The sequence below is a fragment of the Verrucosispora sp. WMMA2044 genome, assembly GCF_027497155.1.
Classification (GTDB): Bacteria; Actinomycetota; Actinomycetes; order Mycobacteriales; family Micromonosporaceae; genus Micromonospora; species Micromonospora palythoicola.
The window spans coordinates 6,107,834-6,131,773 of the sequence record NZ_CP114913.1 but is presented as its reverse complement, the minus strand read 5'-3'; the positions used below and the strand labels follow the sequence as shown (position 1 = coordinate 6,131,773).

Annotated in this window: 21 protein-coding genes and 1 tRNA gene; 7 read left to right on the top strand and 15 right to left on the bottom strand. The window is 71.8% G+C overall.

Translation table 11 applies throughout. The features are described 5' to 3' along the window. The first annotated feature begins 151 nt into the window (after positions 1–151). Complete coding sequence (locus tag O3597_RS27785; protein WP_281602870.1) at positions 152–1,252, top strand: glycosyltransferase family 2 protein; 1,101 nt, start codon at positions 152–154, stop codon at positions 1,250–1,252. Further along, positions 1,239–2,354 carry a glycosyltransferase gene (locus O3597_RS27780; protein ID WP_281602869.1) on the top strand — a complete coding sequence of 372 codons (1,116 nt, stop codon included), beginning with the start codon at positions 1,239–1,241 and terminating at the stop codon, positions 2,352–2,354. The genes O3597_RS27785 and O3597_RS27780 overlap by 14 nt, the downstream gene beginning before the upstream one ends. 99 nt (positions 2,355–2,453) lie before the next feature. Here the strand turns inward: O3597_RS27780 and O3597_RS27775 are convergent, their stop codons facing one another. The 3 genes from O3597_RS27775 to O3597_RS27765 form a co-directional block, all read right to left on the bottom strand. After that, on the bottom strand, positions 2,454–4,091 hold the full coding sequence (locus O3597_RS27775; RefSeq protein ID WP_281602868.1) for a hypothetical protein: 1,638 nt from the start codon (positions 4,089–4,091) through the stop codon (positions 2,454–2,456). Positions 4,092–4,167: 76 nt separating this feature from the next. After that, positions 4,168–5,046, bottom strand: coding sequence for a hypothetical protein (locus tag O3597_RS27770; RefSeq protein ID WP_281602867.1), 879 nt, complete (start codon positions 5,044–5,046; stop codon positions 4,168–4,170). A gap of 125 nt (positions 5,047–5,171) precedes the next feature. Next, positions 5,172–5,248: transfer RNA gene (locus O3597_RS27765), tRNA-Thr, on the bottom strand. A 320-nt stretch (positions 5,249–5,568) separates the two neighbouring features. Between O3597_RS27765 and ugpC the strand changes: the two genes are divergently transcribed. After that, complete coding sequence (gene ugpC / locus O3597_RS27760; RefSeq protein WP_164448574.1) at positions 5,569–6,660, top strand: sn-glycerol-3-phosphate ABC transporter ATP-binding protein UgpC; 1,092 nt, start codon at positions 5,569–5,571, stop codon at positions 6,658–6,660. 66 nt (positions 6,661–6,726) lie between these two features. On the opposite strand, the gene rlmB is transcribed toward ugpC, so the two are convergent. Further along, the gene (gene rlmB, locus O3597_RS27755; protein ID WP_281602866.1) at positions 6,727–7,848 is read right to left on the bottom strand and encodes a 23S rRNA (guanosine(2251)-2'-O)-methyltransferase RlmB; all 1,122 of its coding nucleotides are present in this window, start codon (positions 7,846–7,848) and stop codon (positions 6,727–6,729) included. Continuing rightward, a complete protein-coding gene (cysS, locus tag O3597_RS27750; RefSeq protein WP_281602865.1) occupies positions 7,848–9,263 on the bottom strand; it encodes a cysteine--tRNA ligase in 1,416 nt (471 codons plus the stop codon). The genes rlmB and cysS overlap by 1 nt, the downstream gene beginning before the upstream one ends. 308 nt (positions 9,264–9,571) lie before the next feature. Between cysS and O3597_RS27745 the strand changes: the two genes are divergently transcribed. Further along, positions 9,572–10,180, top strand: a complete 609-nt coding sequence (locus tag O3597_RS27745; protein ID WP_281604654.1) for a helix-turn-helix domain-containing protein — start codon at positions 9,572–9,574, stop codon at positions 10,178–10,180. 343 nt (positions 10,181–10,523) lie between these two features. After that, a complete protein-coding gene (locus tag O3597_RS27740) occupies positions 10,524–11,426 on the top strand; it encodes a hypothetical protein (RefSeq protein WP_281602864.1) in 903 nt (300 codons plus the stop codon). A 58-nt stretch (positions 11,427–11,484) separates the two neighbouring features. On the opposite strand, the gene O3597_RS27735 is transcribed toward O3597_RS27740, so the two are convergent. The 3 genes from O3597_RS27735 to O3597_RS27725 are packed head-to-tail and all read right to left on the bottom strand — an operon-like array spanning position 11,485 to position 14,910. After that, positions 11,485–13,161, bottom strand: coding sequence for a S8 family serine peptidase (locus tag O3597_RS27735; RefSeq protein WP_164448577.1), 1,677 nt, complete (start codon positions 13,159–13,161; stop codon positions 11,485–11,487). Positions 13,162–13,196: 35 nt separating this feature from the next. Beyond that, positions 13,197–13,937, bottom strand: a complete 741-nt coding sequence (locus O3597_RS27730) for an HAD family hydrolase (RefSeq protein ID WP_281602863.1) — start codon at positions 13,935–13,937, stop codon at positions 13,197–13,199. Positions 13,938–13,950: 13 nt separating this feature from the next. Then, positions 13,951–14,910, bottom strand: coding sequence for an EamA family transporter (locus O3597_RS27725; protein WP_281602862.1), 960 nt, complete (start codon positions 14,908–14,910; stop codon positions 13,951–13,953). An 83-nt stretch (positions 14,911–14,993) separates the two neighbouring features. Here O3597_RS27725 and O3597_RS27720 point away from each other — a divergent pair, with 83 nt between their 5' ends. Next, entirely contained in the window at positions 14,994–15,539 is a 546-nt protein-coding gene (locus O3597_RS27720) for a CGNR zinc finger domain-containing protein (RefSeq protein WP_281602861.1), read from the top strand. A gap of 127 nt (positions 15,540–15,666) precedes the next feature. Here the strand turns inward: O3597_RS27720 and O3597_RS27715 are convergent, their stop codons facing one another. Genes O3597_RS27715 through O3597_RS27705 form a run of 3 tightly spaced genes read right to left on the bottom strand, consistent with a single transcriptional unit; the run spans position 15,667 to position 17,050 of the window. Beyond that, entirely contained in the window at positions 15,667–16,062 is a 396-nt protein-coding gene (locus O3597_RS27715; protein ID WP_164448581.1) for a TIGR03618 family F420-dependent PPOX class oxidoreductase, read from the bottom strand. Beyond that, complete coding sequence (locus O3597_RS27710; RefSeq protein ID WP_281602860.1) at positions 16,059–16,247, bottom strand: DUF397 domain-containing protein; 189 nt, start codon at positions 16,245–16,247, stop codon at positions 16,059–16,061. The genes O3597_RS27715 and O3597_RS27710 overlap by 4 nt, the downstream gene beginning before the upstream one ends. Beyond that, positions 16,238–17,050 carry a helix-turn-helix transcriptional regulator gene (locus tag O3597_RS27705; RefSeq protein WP_281602859.1) on the bottom strand — a complete coding sequence of 271 codons (813 nt, stop codon included), beginning with the start codon at positions 17,048–17,050 and terminating at the stop codon, positions 16,238–16,240. The genes O3597_RS27710 and O3597_RS27705 overlap by 10 nt, the downstream gene beginning before the upstream one ends. A 421-nt stretch (positions 17,051–17,471) precedes the next feature. Here O3597_RS27705 and O3597_RS27700 point away from each other — a divergent pair, with 421 nt between their 5' ends. After that, positions 17,472–17,750, top strand: a complete 279-nt coding sequence (locus tag O3597_RS27700; protein WP_281602858.1) for a hypothetical protein — start codon at positions 17,472–17,474, stop codon at positions 17,748–17,750. A 185-nt stretch (positions 17,751–17,935) separates the two neighbouring features. Here the strand turns inward: O3597_RS27700 and O3597_RS27695 are convergent, their stop codons facing one another. The 4 genes from O3597_RS27695 to O3597_RS27680 form a co-directional block, all read right to left on the bottom strand. After that, positions 17,936–19,345 (bottom strand): class II fumarate hydratase, encoded by a 1,410-nt coding sequence (locus O3597_RS27695; protein WP_281602857.1) that lies wholly within the window; start codon positions 19,343–19,345, stop codon positions 17,936–17,938. A gap of 50 nt (positions 19,346–19,395) precedes the next feature. Next, positions 19,396–21,060, bottom strand: coding sequence for a fumarate hydratase (locus O3597_RS27690; protein WP_164448586.1), 1,665 nt, complete (start codon positions 21,058–21,060; stop codon positions 19,396–19,398). Between the two features lie 134 nt (positions 21,061–21,194). Continuing rightward, positions 21,195–22,631 carry a PQQ-binding-like beta-propeller repeat protein gene (locus tag O3597_RS27685; protein WP_164448587.1) on the bottom strand — a complete coding sequence of 479 codons (1,437 nt, stop codon included), beginning with the start codon at positions 22,629–22,631 and terminating at the stop codon, positions 21,195–21,197. Then, a complete protein-coding gene (locus O3597_RS27680) occupies positions 22,600–23,928 on the bottom strand; it encodes an MFS transporter (protein WP_281604653.1) in 1,329 nt (442 codons plus the stop codon). Before O3597_RS27680 ends, O3597_RS27685 begins: the two co-directional genes overlap by 32 nt. Between the last annotated feature and the right edge of the window lie 12 nt (positions 23,929–23,940).

Below are 23,940 nucleotides of genomic sequence, written 5' to 3'. Positions count from 1 at the left end.
ACGTCCGCTCCGCGCCGGGCCGGGTGGGCCGCTCCGGTCGACGACCACCGCTGTACGTCTGGGCGCAGCCCGGCATTCACCTCGGGTCCTCCCACGCCACCTAACGTCACCGTGCGCGCCCGTCGTAGCCAGCACGAGTGAGCAGGTGGTCATGCCATCCACACCCGAGGTCAGCGTGGTCGTCCCCACCTTCGCCCGCCCGGCGTTGGTGAGCCGTGCGGTACGCAGCGCGCTCGCGCAGACCGTCACCGACATCGAGGTGATCGTCGTGGTCGACGGTCCGGACGAGGACACCGGCAAGGCCCTCGCCGAGATCGGCGACCCCCGGCTGCGGGTGGTCGAGCTGCCCGGCAAGGGCGGTGCGCCCAACGCCCGCAACACCGGCGTACGCGAGGCGCGTGCCCCCTGGACCGCCCTGCTCGACGACGACGACGAGTGGCTGCCCACCAAGCTCGCCGCGCAGCTGGAGCTGGCCCGCAGCGCCACGGTCGGCAGCCCGATCATCGCCAGCCGGCTGATCAACAAGACGCCCCGGGCGGAGTTCGTGATGCCCCGGCGGCTGCCGGAGCCGGGCGAGCCGATCTGCGAGTACCTGACCCTGCGGCGCGGACTGTTCCACGGCGACGGGTTCATCCAGACCTCGACCATCATGGCGCCGACCGAGCTGCTGCGCCGGGTGCCGTTCACCGTCGGGCTGCGCCGGCAGCAGGAACTGGACTGGACCGTACGCGCGATGAGCCACCCGGACGTCGACCTGCTGATCGCCGCCGAGCCGCTGGTGCTCTGGCACCAGGACGAGGACCGGCCACGGATCAGCCTCAGCTCGCCGTGGGAGGCCCAGCTCGAGTGGCTGCGCGGGATCCGACCACTGATCACCCCACGGGCGTACGCGGCGATCACGATGAGCATCATCAGCTCCATGGCCGCGCCCACCCGCAGCTTCCGGGTCTTCCGGCTGCTGCTCGCCGAGGCGCGCCGGCACGGGCGGCCCGGTCTCGTCGACTACCTGACGTTCCTGCAGATCTGGCTGCTTCCGCCGCAGCTGCGGCACCGGGTACGCGACCGGATCCTCGGCCGGGGCCGGCGCGGCGGTCCGGCCTCGCCCGGGCGGTCCGCGAGCACGGAGGCCGATGCCGGCCGGCGAGCGCCAGGTGGCGCGGCGACCGACCCGGCGGGGACGGCCGCCGGCACGTCGACGGGAACGGCCGGCACCGCCGGGACGGCGGGGATCGGGGCCGATGTCCGGCGATAGGGTCGCCGTGATCTGGCGCAGCTGCCTGCTACCGGGCTCGGAGACGTTCGTCCGCAACCAGGGCGACGCGCTGCCCACCTGGCGTCCGGTCTACCTGGGTGCCGTCCGGGTGGTCTCACCGTTGTCCCGGGACAGCGACGTGGTGCTGTGCCCGGACACGCCGCGTGGCCGCCGCGAGTGGCTGCGGTTGCGGCTGACCGGCGGGTCGCCCCGGCTGCGGCGGCTGCTGGCCCGGCTACGCCCCGGGGTGGTGCACGCGCACTTCGGCGGCGACGGCTGGCTGGTCAGCCGGGCCGCCGAACAGCTGGGCATCCCGCTGGTCGTCACCCTGCACGGTCTCGACGTCACCCGGCAGGCGGCGGCACCCGGTCCGCGCGGCGCTCGGCACCGGCGGAACCTGCGGACCATGTTCGGTCGGGCCGCGCTGATCCTGGCCGTCTCCGGGGCGATCCGGGACCGGGCGGTGGCGCTGGGAGCGGATCCGGAGAAGATCCGCGTCCATCACACCGGAGTGCCGTTGCCACCGGAGCCGGCCGCCGGGCCGAAGCGGTGGGACGTCGTGTTCGTCGGCCGGTTCGTCGAGAAGAAAGGCATCGAGGATCTCGTCGAGGCGCTGGGCTTGCTGTCCGAACTGCGCCCCCGGGTGCTGCTGGTCGGCACCGGGCCGCTGCACGAGCGGGTACGCGCGCGGGCCGCACAGTTGGGCGTGGACGCGACGTTTCCCGGCGCGCTGCCGCCGCCCGAGGTGATGCGGCACATCGCCGAGGCGCGGCTGCTCGCGGCGCCGTCGCGCACCGCGTCGGACGGCGACACCGAGGGCCTGCCCACCACCATCCTGGAGGCGTTCAGTCTCGGTGTGCCGGTCGTCTCGACCTACCACAGTGGTATCCCCGAGGCGGTCACCCACGAGTCCAACGGGCTGCTCTGCGCGGAGGGCGACCGGCCGGCCCTCGCCGCCAACCTCCGCCGCCTGCTCACCGACGCGCCGCTGCGCGACCAGCTCGGCAAGGCCGCCCGCCACCGCGCCGAGACCGACTTCGACCTGCACCAGCAGACCCGCCGCCTCGAATCCCTCTACGACTCCCTCCTCCCCCCACCCTGACCGATCCCCGCCGATCATGCGGTTGTGGTCGTCTCTTCGCCACGCCCGCCCTGATTTGTCGCTGCCACAACTGCATGATCGCGGAGGCAGGGCGGGCAGTCAGTCGGTGGGGCGGAGGCGGCGGACGGCGGAACGGGCGGTGCGGCGGGCGGTGCGGGCACCGGCCAGCAGGAGCCGGCCGGCTCGTGCGGTGGGGGTGCCGTGCAGCAGTGCGACGATCCGGCGTAGCCGTTTCATCTCGTCGTCACGCTCGGTCAACGTCCGTTCGTACCAGTCCTGAAGCGCGCGCGCCTCGGACAGTTCGCGGGTCAGCCGGTCCCGGTCCACCAGCAGCTCCCGCCACCCGCCGGCAGCGGCGCCGCTGACGTCGTCGACCGACGACCCCGGCTTCCGCCCGGCCGTCGTGGTCAGCATGGCGGCCAGCTCACCGGCCGGCCAGAGGTCGGCAAGCCCGGCATCGATCAGCCGGGACGCCAGCCGGCGCAACACAAACATCGGCTCGGTGGCACCGGACAGTCCGTGCCAGGTGCCGGCAGGGGTGACGACCACGGCGTCCGCCGGCATCCCCGCCACCGCACCGGACTGCCAGGTGGTGAGCAGCGCCCGCACCGCCGGCAGGTCTCGGCGCAACGCCGCGGCCACCACCAGGTCCTCGACGGTACGCCCCGACGGAACGGCCTCGCCGTCGGCGAACCGCCAGCCGCCCGCCGGATCCCGGCGCACCTCCCGGAGCCGACCGTCCCGCATCAGCAGTGCCGCAGGCGGCACCGCCCCGGTCCGGTCGTCCGCAAGGTGGGCGCGCGCGGCGACGGTCTGGTCCGTCAGGGTCAGCGGATCCGGCAGGCGCTCGCCGAGCAGCACCCAGGCCGGCGCGAGCTCGCCGGCTATCCCGTTCCGGACGGCGGATCCGGCCAGCCGAGCCGGGTCGGCCAGCAGCGGTGCGGCCGGCACCGGGCCATCACGTCCGGTGCCGGGGTCACCCGTCCTGCCGCCGCCGTCGCCGTGCACGGCCCGGTCGCCGGGGACGGCCTGATTGCCGAGCACGGCCGGGTCGCCGAGCACTGCCTGGAGAAACCCGGTCAGGTCCGGGTCGGCCAGCAGTTCCGTGTCGAGCAGAGCGGCCGGCGCGATGGGAGACGGAAAGACCGCCCAGACGCCGCCGATCCGCAGCCCCGACGCGGTCAGCCGGGCCCGTAGCCGGGCGGGGCCGGCCGGGCGGGTGTCGTCGTACTCGCCGAGTGCCGCCCAGTCGGAGTCGGTGCTCGGCGGCGGCGCCGCCAGCAACCGGTGCAGCCCGAGCGGGTTCTCGGCCCCGAGCAGCAGCCGACCGCCGGGCCGCAGCACCGACACCAGCAGGTCGAACGCCTCGCCCCAGGTCAGCTGCGTCCCCTCGACCGAGTCGAGGCGCTCCAGGCCGTCCAGGGCGACCACAGTGTCGTACGGTGCGGTGCCGGCGAGCTTCTCCGGGCCACCGCAGCACACCCGTACCCCGGAGCGGTCGGCGTAACGGTCGGCCAGCGACTCGGCGTCGGGCAGTCCCCGTACCAGCACGGTCAGGTCGGCCGAGGGCAGCGCGTCGAGCAGCTGGGGGTCGTGTGGCCCCACCACCAGTGTGCGGCCCGACGCGACGGACAACAGGGCCGCCAGCCCCGGACCGCGTACCGGGCCCGGGCCGTGCGCGCCGTCGAGATCCGACCAGCCGAGCATCTCGCCACCGAGCAGGTGCACCTCACTCATCGCGCCACCTCGCTGCGCTCGGCGTCACGACGAGCCACCCCACTGCGCCGAAGGATTCGCTCGCTGCGCTCGCTCATCAGCCAACCTCCGTGCCGTGTTGCTCATCGGCGGATCGGACCGTGGGGGCCTGGTGCCGACCGGTGGGCTCGGGCCAGCGGAACAGCCGGCGCAGCTCGGCCGGGGGCAGCAGCCGGTCGGCACCCAACTCGGCGACGGCCAGGGCACGGGCGCCGTCCGGGTCGACCTGCGGGCCGTGCAGGCTCGCCCACTGGCGCCGGATCCGCGGCTGACCACCCCAGATCGGCGCCTCACCGGCCAACTGCATCGGATCGCCGTAGACGGCCGGCGCGCAGCCGGCCAGGATGCCGTAGAAGACCGCGCTGCACAGCCGGTTCGAGGCGACCCGACGATGCCGGCGCAGCTCGGCCAGTTGCCGGTGCGGGAAATCCGGGTCGAGGTCACGCCACCGGCCGCCCCGGTAGCCGTGGCAGATCACCCGGAAGCCGGCCCGCTCATAGTGCTGGCGTACCCGGGTGGACCGGTACTCCTGCCAGTAGAGGCAGACCGTCACGGGGCCCGGTTCGACGGCCCGGATCTCGTCGACCAGCCGGTCGTGGTCACCGACGACCCGTTGCCCCTCCCAGCCGTGGAAGGGGTACCAGATGGTGCCCTCCCGTCGTTGCGGGCCGTCCGGCTCCATCGCCAGCAGGTACGCCCACGGGGCGCCCACCACGTACGTCTGTCGGCGGCCGAGGGACCAGGCCCGCCGCCGCGTCCGCTCCGACCACAGGAACAGCGGTACGCCCGGCACGAACTCGTGGTCGTACGCCATGCCGTCGCCGATGTTCCAGCCGTGCTGGAGGTAGCCGTGGATGCGCGGCGGGTCCCGGTCGTCGAGCCCGCAGTAGCGGGCCAGCACGTGGGAGTGCCCGTAGTAGTGGTTGGCATGGTGCACGGTGGCGGGCGCCCCTGGTCGTGGTGACGGATCACGGCGTGACGGGTGGAGGCGGAGCCTAACGGGCCCGTCTGAACACCCGGCCACGCCGAGATGTCCGCCCGGTGTGCCATGCGTGATACGGATGGAGCCCCCGGCCGGGATCGAACCGGCGACATCCCGCTTACAAGGCGGGTGCTCTGGCCAGCTGAGCTACAGGGGCGTTGTGTCGTGGCCAGCATAGCGACCGGCGTCCGGTTTTCCTGCTCGGCAGGGGTCCCGAGCATGGGAAACGTCAACATCCCGACGCGTGGCCGTCGATTCGTGTCCGACCGTGCCCGACTGACCGGAATGCGAATGCTTCGGAAGTACCGCTCGACCGTGGACCTTGGCATTGCGGCGAAAGCCGTTTACCGTGCAGTGACACGGCCGACACGGGTTCGCCCCGCGCTTGCCGTGGCGCCGGTACGGACATCAGTGCCGGTCGCTCCTTCACTCGGATCGTCCGGCACGTTCCTGCCGGTGAAAGGAAGCGTCCCCCTCATGGCTACGGTCACCTACGCGAAGGCGTCCCGGATCTACCCGGGCACCGAACGCCCCGCGGTCAACCAGCTCGACCTCCAGATCGGCGACGGCGAGTTCCTCGTCCTCGTCGGCCCCTCCGGTTGTGGTAAGTCCACCAGCCTGCGCATGCTCGCGGGCCTGGAGGACGTCGACGACGGCGCGATCTACATCGACGACCGGGACGTCACCCACCTGCCGCCGAAGGCCCGCGACATCGCGATGGTCTTCCAGAACTACGCCCTCTACCCGCACATGACGGTGTACGAGAACATGGCGTTCGCGCTCAAGCTGCGCAAGACCTCCAAGTCCGAGATCGACCGGCGGGTCAAGGAGGCGGCGGCGCTGCTCCAGCTGGAGGAGTACCTCAGCCGTAAGCCGAAGGCGCTCTCCGGTGGTCAGCGCCAGCGGGTCGCGATGGGCCGGGCCATCGTCCGGGAGCCGCAGGTCTTCCTGATGGACGAGCCGCTGTCGAACCTCGACGCCAAGCTGCGGGTGCAGACCCGTACGCAGATCGCGTCGCTGCAGGCCAAGCTCGGCATCACCACCGTCTACGTCACCCACGACCAGGTCGAGGCCATGACCATGGGCCACCGGGTCGCGGTCATGCTCGACGGCGTGCTCCAGCAGGTCGACACCCCGCGGACGCTCTACGACACCCCGGCCAACGTCTTCGTCGCCGGCTTCATCGGCTCGCCCGCCATGAACATCAAGACCGTCCCGTTCAGCGAGCAGGGCGCGTCGTTCGCGGAGATGTCCGTGCCGCTGACCCGCGAGCAGGTCGAGGCGGCCAACGCCGAGGGTGGCAACGGCAAGGTGACCGTGGGCTTCCGTCCGGAGGACTGCGACATCGTCAGCCCGACCGAGGGTGGCATGCCGGTCGTGGTCGAGCTGGTCGAGGACCTTGGCTCCGACGCCAACGTCTACGGTCACGCCGCGCTCGACGGTGCCTCCGAGCGGTTCGTGGTCCGCACCGACCGCCGGACCATGCCGAAGCTCGGCGACACGATCTTCGTGAAGCCGCGCGCCGGCCAGAGCCACGTCTTCCACTCCGCCACCGGGAAGCGCATCTGAGGTAGCAACCGAAAGGGGCGGTCCGCCGATGGCGGGCCGCCCCTTTTCGCGTACGCTCTGCGGTTCTCAGCCCTCGACGGCCCGGCGGCGCGCCACCTCGGCCAGCGTGACGGCGGCGGCGACGCTGGCGTTCAGCGACTCCACCTCGGAGATCATCGGGATGCTGACGGTGAGGTCGCAGGTCTGCCCGACCAGGCGGGACAGCCCCCGTCCCTCCGAGCCGACCACCACGACCAGCGGGCCGACGGCGGCCTCCAGGTCGTACAGGTCCGTCTCCCCGTCGGCGTCCAGGCCGACCACCACGAACCCGGCGTCCCGGCAGGCCTTCAGGGACCGGGTGAGGTTGGTCACCTGGGCCACCGGCACCCGGGCCGCCGCGCCCGCGCTGGTCCGCCAGGCGGTCGCGGTGATCCCGGCCGCCCGCCGCTCGGGTACGAAGACGCCCTGCGCGCCGAACGCGGCGGCGGAGCGGATGACCGCGCCGAGGTTACGCGGATCGGTCACCCCGTCCAGCGCCACCAGCAGCGGTGCCGGCTGTTCCAGCGCGGCGGCGACCAGATCCTCGAACGGCTCGTACGCGAACGGCGGCACCTGGAGACCGACGCCCTGGTGCAGCACACCGCCGGTCATCCGGTCCAACTCGGCGCGGCTGATCTCAAGGATCGCGATGCCCCGGTCGGCGGCGGTCCGGACGATCTCCTTGACCCGGTCGTCGATGTCGATGCCCAGCGCGGTGTAGAGCGCGGTCGCCGGCACCTGGGTACGCAGCGCCTCCAGCACCGGGTTGCGGCCCACCAACAGTTCCGGGGAGTCCTTCGCCGGGTTGGACTTGCGCCCCGGCGCGACCCGGGGGCCGCTGCGCCCAGCGGGCTGCTTACCGCGCGCCGGCTTGGCGTTGGCCGTGCCCCGGCCACCACCCTTGCCCCAGGTGGTGTCCTTGCTGCCGGGCTGGCCGATCTTCGGGGCCCGCCCCTCCTCGGCCGCCGCCCGGCGCTCCTTCTCCTGCTTCCAGGCGGTGCGCTGCGGCAGCTTCTCGGTGCCCGAGTACGCCTTGTGCCAGGGGCGCTCGTCGGCCGGCAACGTCCGGCCGCGCCCGGCGAGGGAGTCCCGGTTCTTTCCACCGGACCCCTTCGGGGCACTGGCCTTCGACGCCACCCGCCGACCACGGCGCTGCGAATTGCCGGCCATCAGTCCTGCTCTCCAATAGTCCAACGCGGCCCCTGTGGGGTGTCCTCGACCACCACACCGGCCCGCTTGAGTTGATCCCGCAGCGCGTCGGCGGCGGCCCAGTCCCGGCGGATCCGGGCCTGCGCGCGCTGCTCCAGTGCCAGGGCGATCAGGGAGTCCACCACACCACGGAGGTCGCTCGCCCGGGCTCCGCCGGTCCAGGCCGGATCGAGGGGGTCGACCCCGAGGATATCCAGCATCGCGCGCACGCTGGCGAGCGCCGTGCGGACGGTCACATCGTCCCCACCGGCCAGCGCGTTGTTGCCGTCCCGCAGCACCTCGTGCAGCGCCGCCAGCGCGGCCGAGGTGTTCAGGTCGTCGTCCATCGCGGCGACGAACGCCGCCGGCAGCTCGCCGGGCGCACCCGCGCCGACCCGTTCCACGGCCCGCGTCACGAAGCCCTCGATCCGCCGGTACGCGACGGCAGCCTCGCGCAGCGCCTCCTCGGAGTAGTCGATCCGCGAACGGTAGTGCGCGGCCACGTAGTAGTAGCGCAGCTCGACCGGGCGCACCCCGAGCGAGGCGACGTAGTCGAGGTCGAGGGCGTTGCCCAGCGACTTGCCCATCTTCGCCCCGCCGATGCTGAGCAGCCCGTGATGCACCCAGTACCTGGCGAAGGGCAGGCCGGCGGCCTGGGACTGGGCCAACTCGTTCTCGTGGTGGGGGAAGGTCAGGTCGAGCCCGCCGCCGTGGATGTCGAACTCCGCGCCCAGATAGCGCCAGCACATCGCCGAGCACTCGATGTGCCAGCCGGGCCGGCCCTGCCCCCAGGGCGACGGCCAGTAGGCGTCCGCCGGCTCATCCGGCTTGGCGCCCTTCCAGAGCGCGAAGTCACGCGGGTCGCGCTTACCCCGGTCCGGCGCGTCACCGGCGGACTGCATGTCGTCGGGCTGCTGGTTGGACAACGCCCCGTACGACGGCCACGAGCACACGTCGAAGTACACGTCGCCCGAGCCGTCGGTGGCCGGGTAGGCGTGCCCCCGCTCGATCAACTGCGCGATCAACTCGTGCATCTCGGGGATGTGACCGGTGGCGCGTGGCTCGTAGGTGGGTGGCAGCACGTTCAACGCCCGGTACGCCTCGGCGAGCTTCAACTCGTTGGCGTACGCGATCGACCAGAAGGGGCGCTCCTGCTCCTGCGCCTTGACCAGGATCTTGTCGTCGATGTCGGTCACGTTGCGAATGAAGGTGACCTGGAAACCGGCCGCCGCCAGCCAGCGACGCAACACGTCGTAGTTGACGCCGGAGCGAAGGTGGCCGATGTGCGGCGGTGCCTGGAGGGTGAGACCACACAGGTAGACCCCCACCTTGCCGGCTTCCCGCGGGACGAAGTCCCGCACCGATCGGTTGGCGGTGTCATACAGGCGTAGCGTCACCGTACAAGGGTAGCCGTCCGCTGTTGCCCGCTCGGCCCGAGCCTGATAGCGCCCGGCCGCTGCGCGCCTGCCGATGCCGCCCCGCTGGCCGTACGCTGCTGACCGTGAGCACTCCAGCGACACCCGGCCCGGCCCCCCGGCCGGCAGTGCCGGACGGCCTGGTGCCAGCCGGGTCGGTCCGAGGCCGATCGACGGCAGGCGGGTCGACGCCAGGCGGGTCGACGCCAGGCGGGTCGACGCCAGGCGGGTCGACGCCAGGCGGGTCGACGCCAGGCGGGTCGACGCCAGGCGGCGAGGCGTCGCAGACGCTGGATCGAGGGCTACGGCTGCTGCATCTGGTTGCGGACGCGCCGGGCGGGTTGACCGTCACGGAGGCCGCGAGCCGGTTGGGCATCGGTCGGGCCGCCGTCTACCGCCTGGTCGGGCCGCTGGCCGGGCACGGCATGCTGCGTCGTGACGCCGCCGGCCGGCTGCGCCTCGGTGCCGGGGTGCTGCACCTGGCCCGGCGGGCCCAACCGCTGCTCGCCGAGGGTGCGTTGCCCGCGCTGCGGCGGCTGGCCGAACAGGCCGGAGCCACCGCCCACCTCACGGTGGTGGAGGGTGGCGAGGGGGTAGCGCTGGCGGTGGTCGAGCCGAGTTGGACGTCGTTCCATGTCGCGTACCGGACCGGGGCCCGCCACCCGCTGGAGCGGGGTGCCGCCGGACGAGCGATCCTGGCCGGCCGGTCAGGCGACGCCGGGCCGGTGAGCACCGCAGGTGAGCTGCAACCGGGCGCGTACGGGGTGGCCGCCCCGGTGCTCGGGGTACCCGGCCTGGAGGCGAGCGTCGGGGTGGTGGCCCTGGCCCCGCTGGACGCTGAGGACGTCGGCGCACAGGTGCTGGCCGCAGCCAACGCCATCGCCACCGCCCTGACCTGATTCGCCACCCTGCCCGCCCGGCACGAACCCGCACCGCCCGGCACGAACCCGCACCGCCCGGCGCGGCTTGCCGCACCGACTGGCACGACTTGCGGCAAGTCGCGGCCAAACTCCGGCTTGAGACCCCGACTTGCCGCAAGTCGAGATGGAGCCACAAGCGCACCGCCGCAGCGGCATCCCTGCGGAGGCCCTGCTGTCCTGGTCGGCTCCGCGTGTCCGGACGTGGCCCCATAGCACACTCGGCGATGATCGGGGCAGTTGTCCACAGGGGACGGGCGGTGCGCTGTCCTTGGTTGTCCACAGGGGCTGCCGTAGCGGGACCAGGGCACGCAGGCTTTTCTGCATGCCAGTTCGAGTACACCGACCCGGAGCCCTGGCGTGGCAGGTGTTCCGCGGCTCGGACGCCGTCGACCAGAGCCTGCTCACCTCGCATCAGCTACGCAGTTCCGCCTGGGCGCGACTACGGCGGGACATCTACGCCGATGCCCGGCTCGATCGCGATCACGAGTTGGCCTGCCGCGCCGTGGCGTTGCAACTGCCGGTCGCGGCAGCGTTCGCCGGCCCGTCGGCGGCGTACCTGCACGGGGTCGAGCATGCCGCGAACTTCACCGACAAGGTGCACGTGCTCGTGCCGGCACCAGCCGGGTTGCGCAGCCAACCTGGCCTGCAGGTGCACACGACGTCCCAGGGACCGTCGACCAAGGGCGTCGGCGCGGGCATGCTGCCCCGCACCGACCCGACCCGGGCGGCGTGGGAGAGTGCCGTCTGGCTGGAGCCGACCCGCGCGATCGCCATCATCGACACCCTGCTCGGCCGGCAACTCACCACCCGAGCGGCCCTCGCCCAGTTCGCGGCCCGAAACGAAGGCCGTCCCGGAATACGCCGGGCAAGCTGGCTTTTCGATCTGGCTGAGCCGGCGGCTCAGTCGCCGGCCGAGTCACAGCTGCGCATCCGCCTGGTGCTGGCCGGTCTGCCTCGACCGGTGGTTCAGCATCCGGTGCAGGTGTCCGGCGGTCTGATCCTGCATCCGGACCTCGCCTGGCCCGCCGTCCGGGTGGCGGTGGAGTACGACGGCCACTGGCATTCGGACCGCGAGCAGTTGCATCGTGACCGACAGCGACTCAACCGACTCGTCGGTGCCGGCTGGCTGGTCCTGCACGTCACCAGTCGCCGCCTCCACCAGGACTTCCCGGGGATCGTCCGGGAGGTCCGCGCCGCCCTACGTGACCGGGGATGGCACCGATGACAGCAGGTGGCCGGGCTGAAGGTTCCAGCCCGGCCACCTGCCGTCGATCAGAGGCGTGCTATCGGCGCGGCTTGACCGTCACCGCCGCGTACGCGTCGACGATGCCGTGCCCGTAGAAGCCGTTGAAGTTGCGCGAGCCGGCGCAGTAGGCGTCGAACTCGGCCGGCCGGCCCTCGTTGGCGTAGCTGAACAGCCGCGGCTCCGGGCAGGCCCGCTCGTCGGCGGTCCGGAGGAGCTGCTGCTCGACCTGGTCCGGCGCCATACCGTAGCCGTCACGGCCCTGCTTCTTGCCGTAGCGGCTCACGATCAGCGCGGCGACCCCGGAGGCGTGCGGTGCCGCCATCGAGGTGCCCTGCAGGTAGGTGTAGTAACCGCACTCTCCGTTGCGCTTGCAGTCCTTGAACACGAAGGTCTCGGCGCCGGGCACGATGTTGCCGTCCTCGTCGACCGCACCCTCCTCCTGGAGGACCTTCTTCGGGTAGGTGGAGAGGATCATGTTGGCGTCGGTGCGGAACGTGTCCGTGCCGAAGCCGTCCCGGTACCAGCCACCCGGCGCGGCCACCGAGGTCTGCTCGGTCCCGTAGTTGGAGAAGTCGGACTTCTTGCCCGACGGGCCGACCGAGGAGACGCTGATGACGTGCGGCCCTTCGGCGGGCAGGTCCCAGCAGCTGTCGTTGTCGATCTCGCGCGGGTACGGCGCGACGTCACCGTAGTTGGGGCTGGAGACGTCGGTACGCGGGTCGCCCAGGTCCTCGTGGTTGTTGCCCAGAGCGCCGACGAGCGTCACGCCCCGGTTGTGGGCGAAGGTCAGCGCCCGCCCCATCGCCCGGATGGTGGCCCGCTGGGCCGCCTGCGCCTCCGGCGAGTCAGCCGGGTTGGCCGTGCAGTTGTAGAGCCACGGGTCGACGTAGAAGGACATGTTGACCACGTCCAGACCCGACTTGCCCGCGTGCAGCAGGGCGTTCACGACCGGGTTCAGGAAGAAGTAACCGGAGTCCTGGCCGCCCTTGAGCTCGACTAGCGAGACCTTCGGCGCGACACCAGAGAGGCCGAACCCGTTCGCCGCGGCGCCGATGGTGCCGGCGACGTGGGTGCCGTGACCGCCGTCGTCGGTGCCGACCGGGTCGAGGCAGCTCGCTACCTCGCACTCACCGTCGATCTCCGGGATGTCGGGGGCGAAGTTCCGCGACAGCGTCCAGTCGAAGTTGGGGGCGATGTCGGGGTGACCGGCGTCGACGCCGGTGTCGAGGACGCCGACGGTCACCCGGCGGTCGCCGGGCTCCACCTTGCGTGCCTTGTCGGCCCGGATCATCTCCAGACCCCAGAGCTTGTCGTCCAGCGGGTCCATCTTCTTGCCCCGCTGCTTACCGGCGCCCTTGGCGGCCGCGGCGGCGAGCAGGTGTTCCTGCTCGACCCGGTCGAGGCGCGGTTTGCGCCCGATGGCCTTCTCCTCGGCCGCGCCGATCAGGGCGGCGGCGGAGGTCGCCTTCGTCGCGAAGTCGGCCCGGTCGGTCGTCACCTGGTAGACACCGACCTCGTCGCTGCGGGACACCACGGTCCCGCCCGCCGACCGGATCGCGGCCAGCGCCGCGTCGGTGGAGACGCCGTCCTCGGCGACCACGGTGAAGGTCCGCAGTTCCGCCGGCTCGGCGCTGGCGGGCACTCCCAGACCTGTGACCGTGAGTGTCAGTGCCGCCGCGGTCGCGACGGCACCGACGGTGAAGCGCTTGCTCACCACATCGGATCCTCTCGTTGAGGGACGTGGCGTCATCAGACATCAACGCGTGAGGTTTCGCCAGAGCAGCGCCGGATAAACGGCGGAAGATCCGCTTCGCCGGAAAGATCGGCCAGCACGCTGGGCAGCTCGGTCAACGTGGTGACCACGGCGTCCGGCAGCACATCCGTCGGCAACCGCTCGCCTCGGCGATTCAGCCAGACGGCCCGCAGGCCGGCCCGCTGCGCACCGACCACGTCATGAGCCGGGTTGTCGCCGACGTGTACCACCTGCGCCGGGTCCGCTCCGGCGGCAGCACACACCGCCGCGTAGAAATCCGGGGCGGGCTTCTTCGGCACTCCGTCGCAGTGCGCGTACACCTCGAAGGCGAACTCGCCGGCGAGGCCGCAGCGTTCGGCGCGGCTGTTGCCGTTGGTGGCAAGGCCCAGCGTCCATCGTTGGCGCAGGGCGGCCAGCGCCGGCAGCGTGTCGGCGAACGGCCGGGTCAGCGCGAAGCGGCGGGCGAAGAACATCGCGCTGATCTCGTCCAGGTGGGCACCGAGCCCGGCCCGCTCCAGCGACCGGGCCAGAGCGGCCCGCCGGATCTCGGCCACCGGCGCGGCGGCCAGGTCACCGAAGACCGCACCCCAGTCCGATTCCAGGTCCGCGAGAGTGACCTCGACCGCCGCCGGGGTGAGCCGCCGCATCTGCGCCAGTACGACCTCCAGCCCGGCGGTGACGGCCGGCCGCAGATCGACAAGGGTCTCGTCGACATCGAACACCACTGTGGTCAGCATGCCGGACAGCCTGTCACCGCAGGGCCGGCTCGGTAACCTCCGCCCGAGCCGGCTGGACGGGCTTGCGCAGCTCGTCGAGGCGGACCAGCGCCACACCCGCGACGATCAGCAACCCGCCGAGCAGTTGCACGATCGTCGGCAGCTCGCCCAGGACCAGCCAGGCGATCAGGACCGCGAACATCACCTCGGTCAGCCCGACGAACGAGGCCAGCCGGGAACCGAGCACCCGCACCGCGGCGATCCCAGCCAGGTAGGCGACGACCGCGGCCACCAGCGTCAGACCGACGATCGGCACCAGCCAACTGGTCTGCGCGCCGGCGAACTGCACGGTGTCGAAGGTGGCCCGCAGTGGCAGTGCGCCGGTCAGGCCGAGCAGCAGCAGCACTCCGGCGCCGGCGGCCATCCCGCCGCTGGCCATGATCATCGACGGCAGGGCCGGGTCGACCCGGCCGGCGAGCACGAAGTACCCGGCCAGCCCGACCGCAGCGCCGAGTCCCCAGAGGACGCCGACCACGTCGAGCCGACCCGCCCCGGTCAGGTCCAGCACGAAGGCCAGCCCGACCACGGCCGCCACCGAGCCGGCGACGGTCAGCCGCCGGGGGCGCTGGCCCTGCACCAGCCAGGACCATCCGACGACGAGGACGATGCCGAGGTATTCCAGCAGCAGGGCGACGCCGACCGGCAGGTAACGCACGGCGTTGAAGAAGCACGCCTGGGCGACCGCAACCCCGAGTAGCCCGAAGACGCCGATCGAGGTGAGGTTGCGGCGCAGCACCGGCCATCGTCCCCGCAGCACGAGCATTGCCGGCACCATCAGGATCAGGGCGGCGATACCGACCCGGGCGATGACGACCGCCTCGGCCGACCAGCCGGCGTCGATCAGGGATCGGGCGAAGGTGCCTGAGGTGGCGAAGGTGACCGCGGAGAGCAGCGCGAGTGCGAGACCGGCACCCGCGGCGGGCGGTTGACGCATGGGGCTCTCCTTGGCACGACCGCCCGCCATGGGCAAAATAGATTATGCCGATGACGCTAGACGGGGCCACGACAGGAGTCAAGTTGCTTTTCGCCCATGACACCGAGTGTTCGCTCATCGCCGCCGCGGCGCTGGTGAACACCGCCGGCTCCGACGGCGAAGGGCTACCGGACGTCGCCGCCCTGGACGCCTTCTACACCAGCCACTCGTACAGCGGCCGGCACGAGCACACCGAGGCCGAACTACGTGCGGTACGCGCGCTGCGCCCCCGCCTCCGCCGGATCTGGCACGCCGAGGTCAACGAGATCGTGTCGATCGTCAACGCCCTGCTCCGCGAGCACCGGGCGCTGCCCCAGCTCATCACGCACGACACAGAGCCGTACCATCTGCACGCCGTACCCCGGGACGCCCCGCTGGCCACCCGGATCGCGGTCGAGGCGGCGATGGCGATCGCGGACGTGGTACGCGGTGGCGAGCTGCGCCGGCTGCGCATCTGCGAGCACCCCGACTGCGACAACGTGCTAATCGACCTGTCCAAGAACCGATCCCGCCGGTTCTGCGAGGCCGGCTGCGGCAACCGGGCCGCCGTCAGCGCCTACCGGGCCCGCCGGGCCGCCGCCCGCAGCTGAGCGCTGGTGTGCGGCGGCGAGGCGGGCGCGAAGCGCCTGCCTCGCCGCAACCGACTGTGGGTACGTTTCTTGTCGCTGGAACGACAACAGATGTACCCACGTCTTCGTCTCGAACGACCGACGCCGGTCAGCGAGCGCGGCCGGCCATCAGCCAGCGGGTCACCACGACCCGGAGCAGCACGTAGCGGCCGTCCGGGCCGTCCACCGTGACGTCCCAGCCGTCGTACCGGCGGCGAAGCGCCTCCACCACCTCGGGTGGGAACGGCCGGCGGACGATGCTCGCCTCGCCCTCGGCGACAACCGGCGCATCACCGTCGGGCAGCGCCAGCGACACCCGAGGATCGGCGGCGACGTTGCGTACCTTCCGGTTGCGCTCGCCGGTGCCGATCCACCACTCACCCTCGACGTAGTGGAACCAGACCGGCGTCAGATGCGGCGAGCCGTCCGGCCGCAGCGTGCAGATCCAGACGACCCGCTCCCGCGCCAGCCGCTCCAACACCTCCGCGCCGGGCAGGGCGGTCACGTCCGGCGCGGCGGCGCCGCGACAAAGACCCGCCAGGCGTACGCGTCAAAGCTCAGCACCGCCCCCGCCGAGTCCTTACTGTCCCGCACTCCCACCACCCCAGGCAGGTTCGTCGCCACCTCGACACAGTCGTTCGACTGGGCACTACGACTGCTCTTGCGCCACCGGGCACCAGTCAGCTCCATGACTCGGCCACTTCCCTCATCAACTCGATCGACTGGGTTGGCGTGTACGCCTCGCCGAGGCAAACCTCCCACACGTGCCTGAGAAGATCGAGATCCGCTGGCCGGTCCACTTCCTGTCCGCCGATGTGGCTGCCGAGGAAAGCCATGTCGGTGCCGTCCCTCGCCGTGGCCAGAAGGAACGGACCACCCAGGCCAGGGTGCTCCGCCGCCGCCTGCGGAATGACGTGTAGCCGCACACGCGGATGCTCGCTGGCGACCTGCACGAGGTGTGACACCTGCTCGAAAATGATCTTCCGGTCCCCGACGCATCGACGGATGGCCGCCTCATCGATGATTGCCACCAGGTGGGGCGAGGGTTCGCCGGACAGCACCGCCTGATTGTCCATTCGCTCTGCGAGCCGCCGCTCCACCTCCACGGGGTCCAGCAACCCACCGGCCTCAAACACGGCGCGTGCATACGCCTGCGTCTGTAGCAGACCGGGCACGTACAGCGGCTCATACCACCGGAGTTTCGCCGCTTGCCGGACGATCGCCTGCGCCCCTCGTCGCCAGACCTGGGCTTTGTCGAGGGCTACCAGGTGGGTGAGCATTCGGCCGTAGAGGCCATTGGTGTCCAGGGCCTTGTCGAACTGTTCCAGGTACTTCGGGGTGGGTGGCTGCTGGCCCAGTTCCACCGCACTGACCATCGACGGCGAGTAGTTGACGGCCTTGGCCAACTCTTCCTGACTCCAGCCCCGCCGGACCCGTGCCCGGCGCAGCTCCGCGACCAGGAACGCTGCCGCCGTCGTCTGCCCACCCGCCATGTCCAGCCGCCCTCCAGGAACCGGTCGATCGACTCCAGCGCCACGCCACCGGTGACCCGGCCCTTCCGCAGTGGGCCTCGGACAGCAGGCACGAACACTTCCGACCGTAGTGGTGTTGTCAGCAGACTGTGAAGCGCGACGCCCGCCGCTCATCCCCCGAGCGCGGCGTCGAGGTGGGACCGCCCGCTCCCCCGGCCGGGCGGTCCCACCGCCGGGGCGATGACGCAAGCGACTCAGCTCGACAGGAAGGCCGCGCCATGTCCCGGACCACGCCCGTGACCCCTCGGACCGCACCCCGAAGCGCCCCGGAACGCTTCCCCGACCGAACCCGAAGCGCTTCTCGGGCCGAACCTCGAACCGTGTCCCGGGCCGAACCTCGAACCGTGTCCCGGGCGGCTCGTCCGGGCGCTGGTGGTCGAGGATGACGGCCCCGACCGCGTCGCGCCGGGCACACCTGCCGTTGCGGCCGCTCTGGCTCTGCCGGGTCTGCGCGGCGCCCTGGCCGTGCGCCGCCGCGCGGCTTGATCTCGTCGCCGAGTACGCCGACGACCGGGTCGCGCTCAGCGTCTACCTCTGCGCGGTGCTGCACGAGGCGGCCGCCGACCTGTACCGCCTGAACCCGCAGGACGGTCCGGATCCGGCGGCGCTGTTCGCCCGCTTCCTCGCCTGGGCACCCCGGCGTCGCCCAGCCGACGAATGATCGACTCGTGTTGCGGCATCCCGGCCCATCCGGGCTGCTGATGACCGCAAGATGCCGCAACTGGAGTCGATCAAGCCAGGCCTGATCGGGCGAGACGGTCAGGCCGGGCAGCTCGGATGAACGGGCCGGACCAGCGGACGGGCCGGTGGGTTCGGCGAACGGACCAGCGGGCCGGGCACGGCGGCTCAGGGGTGGGTCATGCGGAGCAGGTCGAGCGCCTCCTCCAACTGGGTCTCGGAGAGCTTGCCGGAGTCGAGGTGACCTCGCGAGATCACCACCTCCTTGATGGAGATCTGCTTCGCCAATGCCTCCTTGGCGATCGAGGCGGCCTCGTCGTAGCCGAGGTGACGGTTGAGCGGGGTGACGATCGACGGCGAGCCCTCGGCGTACGACAGGCAGACCTCGGAGTCCGCGACCAGGCCGACCACGCACCGGTCGGCGAGCAGGCGGCTCGACGCGGCGATCAGCCGGATCGACTCCAGGATGTTGCGGCCCATCACCGGCAGCATGACGTTCAGTTCGAAGTCGCCCTGCGAGCCGGCGAAGGCCACCGTCGCGTCGTTGCCGACCACCTGCGCGCAGACCTGCCGGACCGCCTCGCAGACCACCGGGTTGACCTTGCCGGGCATGATCGACGAGCCCGGCTGGAGGTCCGGGATGCGCAGCTCACGCAGGCCGGCGCGCGGGCCGGAACCCATCCAGCGGATGTCGTTGGCAATCTTGTAAAGCCCGACGGCGACGGTACGCAACTGCCCCGACGTCTCGACCAGGGCGTCCCGGGCACCCTGCGCCTCGAAGTGGTTGCGCGCCTCGGTCAGCGGCAGCCCGGTCGAGGCCCTCAGCTTCTCGATCACCCGGGCGGCGAAACCGAGCGGAGTGTTGATGCCGGTGCCGACCGCCGTGCCGCCCAGCGGCAGCTCCGCCAGGCGCGGCAGTACCCCCTCCAACCGCTCGATGCCGTAGCGGACCTGGGCGGCGTAGCCGCCGAACTCCTGCCCGAGCGTCACCGGAGTGGCGTCCATCAGGTGGGTACGTCCAGCCTTGACGACGGTCTCGAACTCCTCGGCCTTCGCCTCCAACGCACCCGCCAGGTGAGTCAGCGCCGGGAGCAGATCCCGTACGACGGCCTCGGTGGCGGCCAGGTGGATCGAGGACGGGAACACGTCGTTGCTGGACTGCGACGCGTTGACATCGTCGTTGGGATGAACACTGCTGCCCAACTCCCGCCCGGCCAGGGTGGCGATCACCTCGTTGGTGTTCATGTTGGACGAGGTGCCGGAGCCGGTCTGGAACACGTCCACCGGGAACTGGTCGTCGTACCCGCCCTCGGCCACGTGCGCGGCGGCCGCGGCGATCGCCGCCGCCACATTCGCGTCGATCACGCCCAGGTCGCCGTTGACCTCAGCCGCCGCGCCCTTGATCTGGGCCAGCGCCCTGATCTGGGCCGGCTCGATGCCACGGCCGGAGATCGGAAAGTTCTGCACCGCCCGCTGGGTCTGAGCCCGCCACAGCGCCTCGGCGGGCACCTCCACCTCGCCCATCGAGTCGCGTTCGATCCGGTAGCCGGTGCTCTCTGGAGTCGTCACGCGTACCATCCTGCCCCGCGCCGCGACGACCTGCAGATGATCGGCTGAGCCGGTGACGCTCAGCGCCTACCGATGGTGAGGACCGGTTTGGTGACCTCGGCGAAGAAATCGTTGCCCTTGTCGTCGACCACGATGAACGCGGGGAAGTCCGCCACCTCGATCTTCCAGACCGCCTCCATGCCGAGTTCCGCGTACTCCAGGACCTCGACGTGCTTGATGCAGTCCTGAGCGAGTCGGGCCGCCGGGCCGCCGATCGAGCCGAGGTAGAACCCGCCGTGCTGCTCGCAGGAGCGGGTCACCTGCGCCGACCGGTTGCCCTTGGCCAGCATCACCATCGAGCCGCCGGCGGCCTGGAACTTCGCCACGTACGCGTCCATTCGACCGGCGGTGGTCGGGCCGAACGAACCGGAGGCGTAGCCCTCCGGGGTCTTGGCGGGGCCGGCGTAGTAGACGGCGTGGTCGCGCAGGTACTGCGGCATCGGCTCGCCCGCGTCCAGCCGTTCGGCGATCTTCGCGTGCGCGATGTCCCGGGCCACCACCAGCGGGCCGGTCAGCGACAGCCGGGTCTTCACCGGGTACTTGGACAACTCGGCGCGGATCTCGTCCATCGGCCGGTTGAGGTCGACGCGGACCACCTCGGTCGCGTCCAACTGCGCCTCGGTGACCTCGGGCAGGAAGCGGGCCGGGTCGGTTTCGAGTCGCTCCAGCCACACGCCCGACGGGGTGATCTTGGCAACCGCCTGCCGGTCGGCCGAGCAGGAAACGGCGATGGCCACCGGGCAGGACGCGCCGTGCCGGGGCAGCCGCACCACCCGCACGTCGTGGCAGAAGTAGCGACCGCCGAACTGCGCGCCGATACCGAAGTTGCGGGTCAACTCCAGCACCTCCGCCTCCAGCTCCAGATCCCGGAAGCCGTGCGCGGTCATCGAGCCGGCGGTGGGCAGGGCGTCGAGGTACTTCGCGGAGGCGTACTTGGCGGTCTTGAGTGCGTACTCGGCGCTGGTGCCGCCGATCACCACCGCCAGGTGGTACGGCGGGCAGGCGGAGGTGCCGATCAGCCGCAGCTTCTCCTCCAGGAACTGCATCATCCGCGTCGGATTCAACAGCGCCTTCGTCTCCTGGTAGAGGTACGACTTGTTGGCCGAGCCGCCGCCCTTGGCCATGAAGAGGAACTTGTACGCGTCCGGGTGGCCGTCCGGGTCGTCGGCGTACAGCTCGACCTGCGCGGGCAGGTTGCTGCCGGTGTTGCGCTCCTCCCACATGGTCAGTGGAGCGAGCTGCGAGTAGCGCAGGTTCAACCGGGTGTACGCCTGCCACACGCCCCGCGAGATCGCTTCCGCGTCGGTCCCATCGGTGAGCACGTGCCGGCCCCGCTTGCCCATCACGATCGCGGTGCCGGTGTCCTGGCACATCGGCAGTACCCCACCGGCGGCGATGTTGGCGTTACGCAGCAGGTCCAGCGCGACGAACCGGTCGTTAGGGGAGGCCGCCGGGTCATCGATGATCGACCGTAGCTGGGCCAGGTGGGCGGGACGCAGGAAGTGCGCGATGTCGTGCATCGCCTCGGCGGTGAGCGCGGTCAGGGCGGCCGGTTCGACGGTCAGGAACCGCCGACCACCCGGGCCGTTGACCACATCGACGCCCTCGTCGGTGACCAGGCGGTAGTCCGTCTGGTCCGGACCGGTCGGCAGCAGCGGGGCGTACGCGAAATCGGCACCGCTCACGACGACACTCCGCTTCGCTTCGTGCCGCCGTGAGGCACCATCGCACTGCGCTGATGATTCGCTCGCTGCCGCTCGCTCATGACGGCAAAGCCTAGGGCAGAGAGTCTGGTCCGTCCCACCCCCGGGGGGCCCGGTCACTTACCGGGGTCAGGGGCGGCGCACAGCTCGTTCTTCGGACCGCAACTGTCCTGCGGCTGCGGCACCGCTCCGCTGCCGGCGGGCCCCGGGTCCGCCCCGTCGGCCTCGCCCGGCGTGCCGCCGGCCGTCGCGCCGAAGCGGACGTACCCGATCTCCCGGCCCTCCCCGATCACCATGCCGGCGGGGCCCACGGCGAGGGCGTTCGCGGAGGTACGCAGCACGGCCAGTTCCCGCCCGGTACGCGGATCGAGCGCGACCAGCCGGTTGGGCTTCTCGTCGGCGACGATCGCCGCGTACGGGGTGAGGGCCGCATCCGCTTTCTTCCCCGCCGGCCGCTTCCACCGGGTGCGCTCGGCACCGAGTTCACGGGCGGATACGGCGCCACCGTCGGCGGTGCGGACCAGCGCGTACCGGTCGTCGACGGCGAGCACCCGTTCGCCGTTCGCGGTGACCAGCAACAACCGACCGTCGTACGCGTCGAGGACCGCCTCCCGGCCGTCGGGCGACACGCCGAGCAGCACGTTGCGGGCACCGTACGGGTCCTCCCGCTGCACGCAACCGGCGCTGTCGGCGGTGCGGAGGTTGAGTCCCGACTGCTGCCACGCCTCCTGGCCGGTGGCCGAGTCCCGACCGGAGATGCCGTAGTAGCAACTGCCGTCCTGTGACCGGGCGGTGATCCGCAGCAGGCGCCCGCCGATCACGGCGAGCCGTTCCTCCCGACCCGGTTCGACGTTCTGGAGCACCCGGCCGGTGGCGGTGTCCACCACGTGCACCCGGCCGTCGACCGGGAAGCCGAGCAGCGGCGGCACCGCCTCCGGGCCGGCCACCTCGCCGTCGATCCGGTTGCCGCCGAGCCGCCGGGTGTCGAGCAGATTCGGGTTGTCGGCGAGCAGTCCGGTGCTGACTCCGGGCAGGAACGCGGTCCACAGCGGAGTGGTGCCGCGCGGGTCCCAGGCACTCAGCGTGCAGTCGGTGGCCTCCACACAGCGGGCGTCCAGCAGCAGGTTGCGGTAGGTCCAGACGGCCACCGCGTCGTCGTCGCGGCGGCGGGTCACTCCGGTGCCGGGGTCGAGCACCTCGTACCCCTTGACCAGCAGCTTGCCCACGACGACGACGGCTTCCTGCCCGGCGCCGGTGACCGCGCTCCAGTCGGCCTTGCGCTCCCACAGCTGCGTGCCGGCGGCCAGGCTGCGGGCCTCCACCCGGGTGCGCTGCTCGATCACGACGCTCTGCCCGGCGATGGTGACGCTGCGCGGGGTGCCACCGATACGTTGCTGCCAGACCACGTCCGGCTGGGAGATCGGTTGGGGCCGGTTGACCCAGTCCCACATGGTGGGGAACGGATTCCAGACTCCGGTAGCGGCGAGCACCACCACCGTGATCAGGCCGAGCAGCAGCCAGCTACGTACGCCGAGGCCGCTCCCCTTCGCCACCGGGACACGGTAGCCAGCCACGCTCGCCACCGCCCGCACCACCCCGCGTGTCGCGCCGGGAAGATCGCGTAGGCCGCACCGCCGGCACCGCGAGGACCGGCCACAGGAGCAGCGTCGCGATGGCCGAGGCGGCCCCCGCGCCGGCCATCACCACCCCCGGGGAAAGCACCTCGCTCAGCGCGCCGGCCCCGGCGGCGGCCAACCCCTGCGCCGCCATCATGCCGGTGTTGACCAGTCCGAACGCCTGCCCCCGGCGCGCCTCGGGTACCGCGTCGAGGAACCGCCGGGCCAGCCCGAGCTGGTAGGCGAACCCCGCGGTCGCCACCGCGAACAGGACCGCCGCGGGCAGCAGCGCCGGCCGGGCCAGGAACGCCAGCATGGGTACGCCCAGCAGCAGCGCGAGCCACGGCGTCAGACGTTCCCGCCGGGCCGGCGCGACGAACCGCCCCACCAGCAGGTCGCCGACGAGCATGCCGCCCGCACCGGCCATCAGCAGGACGCCGGCGCTCGCACCCGGGCCGAGGTCGGCCGCGTACGGCACCGCCACTCCCTCGGCGCCGACCAGCAGCGAGCCGGGCAGCCACTGGGCGAGCAGCAGGCCACGGATCCGGCGATCCGCCAGTAGTTGCCGGTTGACCCGCAGGGTCTCCCGGAACGCACCGGTTCTCGGGCCGCCGCCCGTCCGACCGACGCGGGCGGGACGAGGAGTCAGCCCGAACCGCACCAGCAGGGCGGAGAGGCCACAGGTCGCCGCGGTCAACCAGAGCGCGCCGTACGGGCCGACCAGTCCGAGCAGCAGACCACCGACGGCGAAACCGGCCACCTGCGTACCCCCGGCGGCCACGGTGAGCAGCGAACGACCCAGCACGTACCGGTCACCGTGCAGCATCTCGGGCAGCAACGCGGTACGGGACGCGCTGCTCACCGGACCGAAGAGGGCCACGACGGCGACCAGGCCGAGCATCGCCGACGGGGAGAGCACACCCGTGGCGAGCACCGCCACCGTGGCCAGCCGCGCCAGGTCGTAGCCGACGATCAGGGCGCGGGCGGGCCATCGGTCGGCCAGGGCCAGCAGGAACAGCCCACCCAGCGCGTGCGGCAGGAATCCGGTGACGTACGCGAGCGCGGCCAGCAGGCCGGAGCCGGTGCGCTCGTAGACCAGCACGGAGAGGGCGAGCATCTTCACCGTCTCGCCGATCATGAAGATCCCGTAGCTGGCGAAGACCACCCGGAACTCGGCGACGGCGAAGACGTCCCGGAAGGTGGCCTGCCGGTCGGCCACCTTCGGCGCTTTCATGCTGGTGTCGTC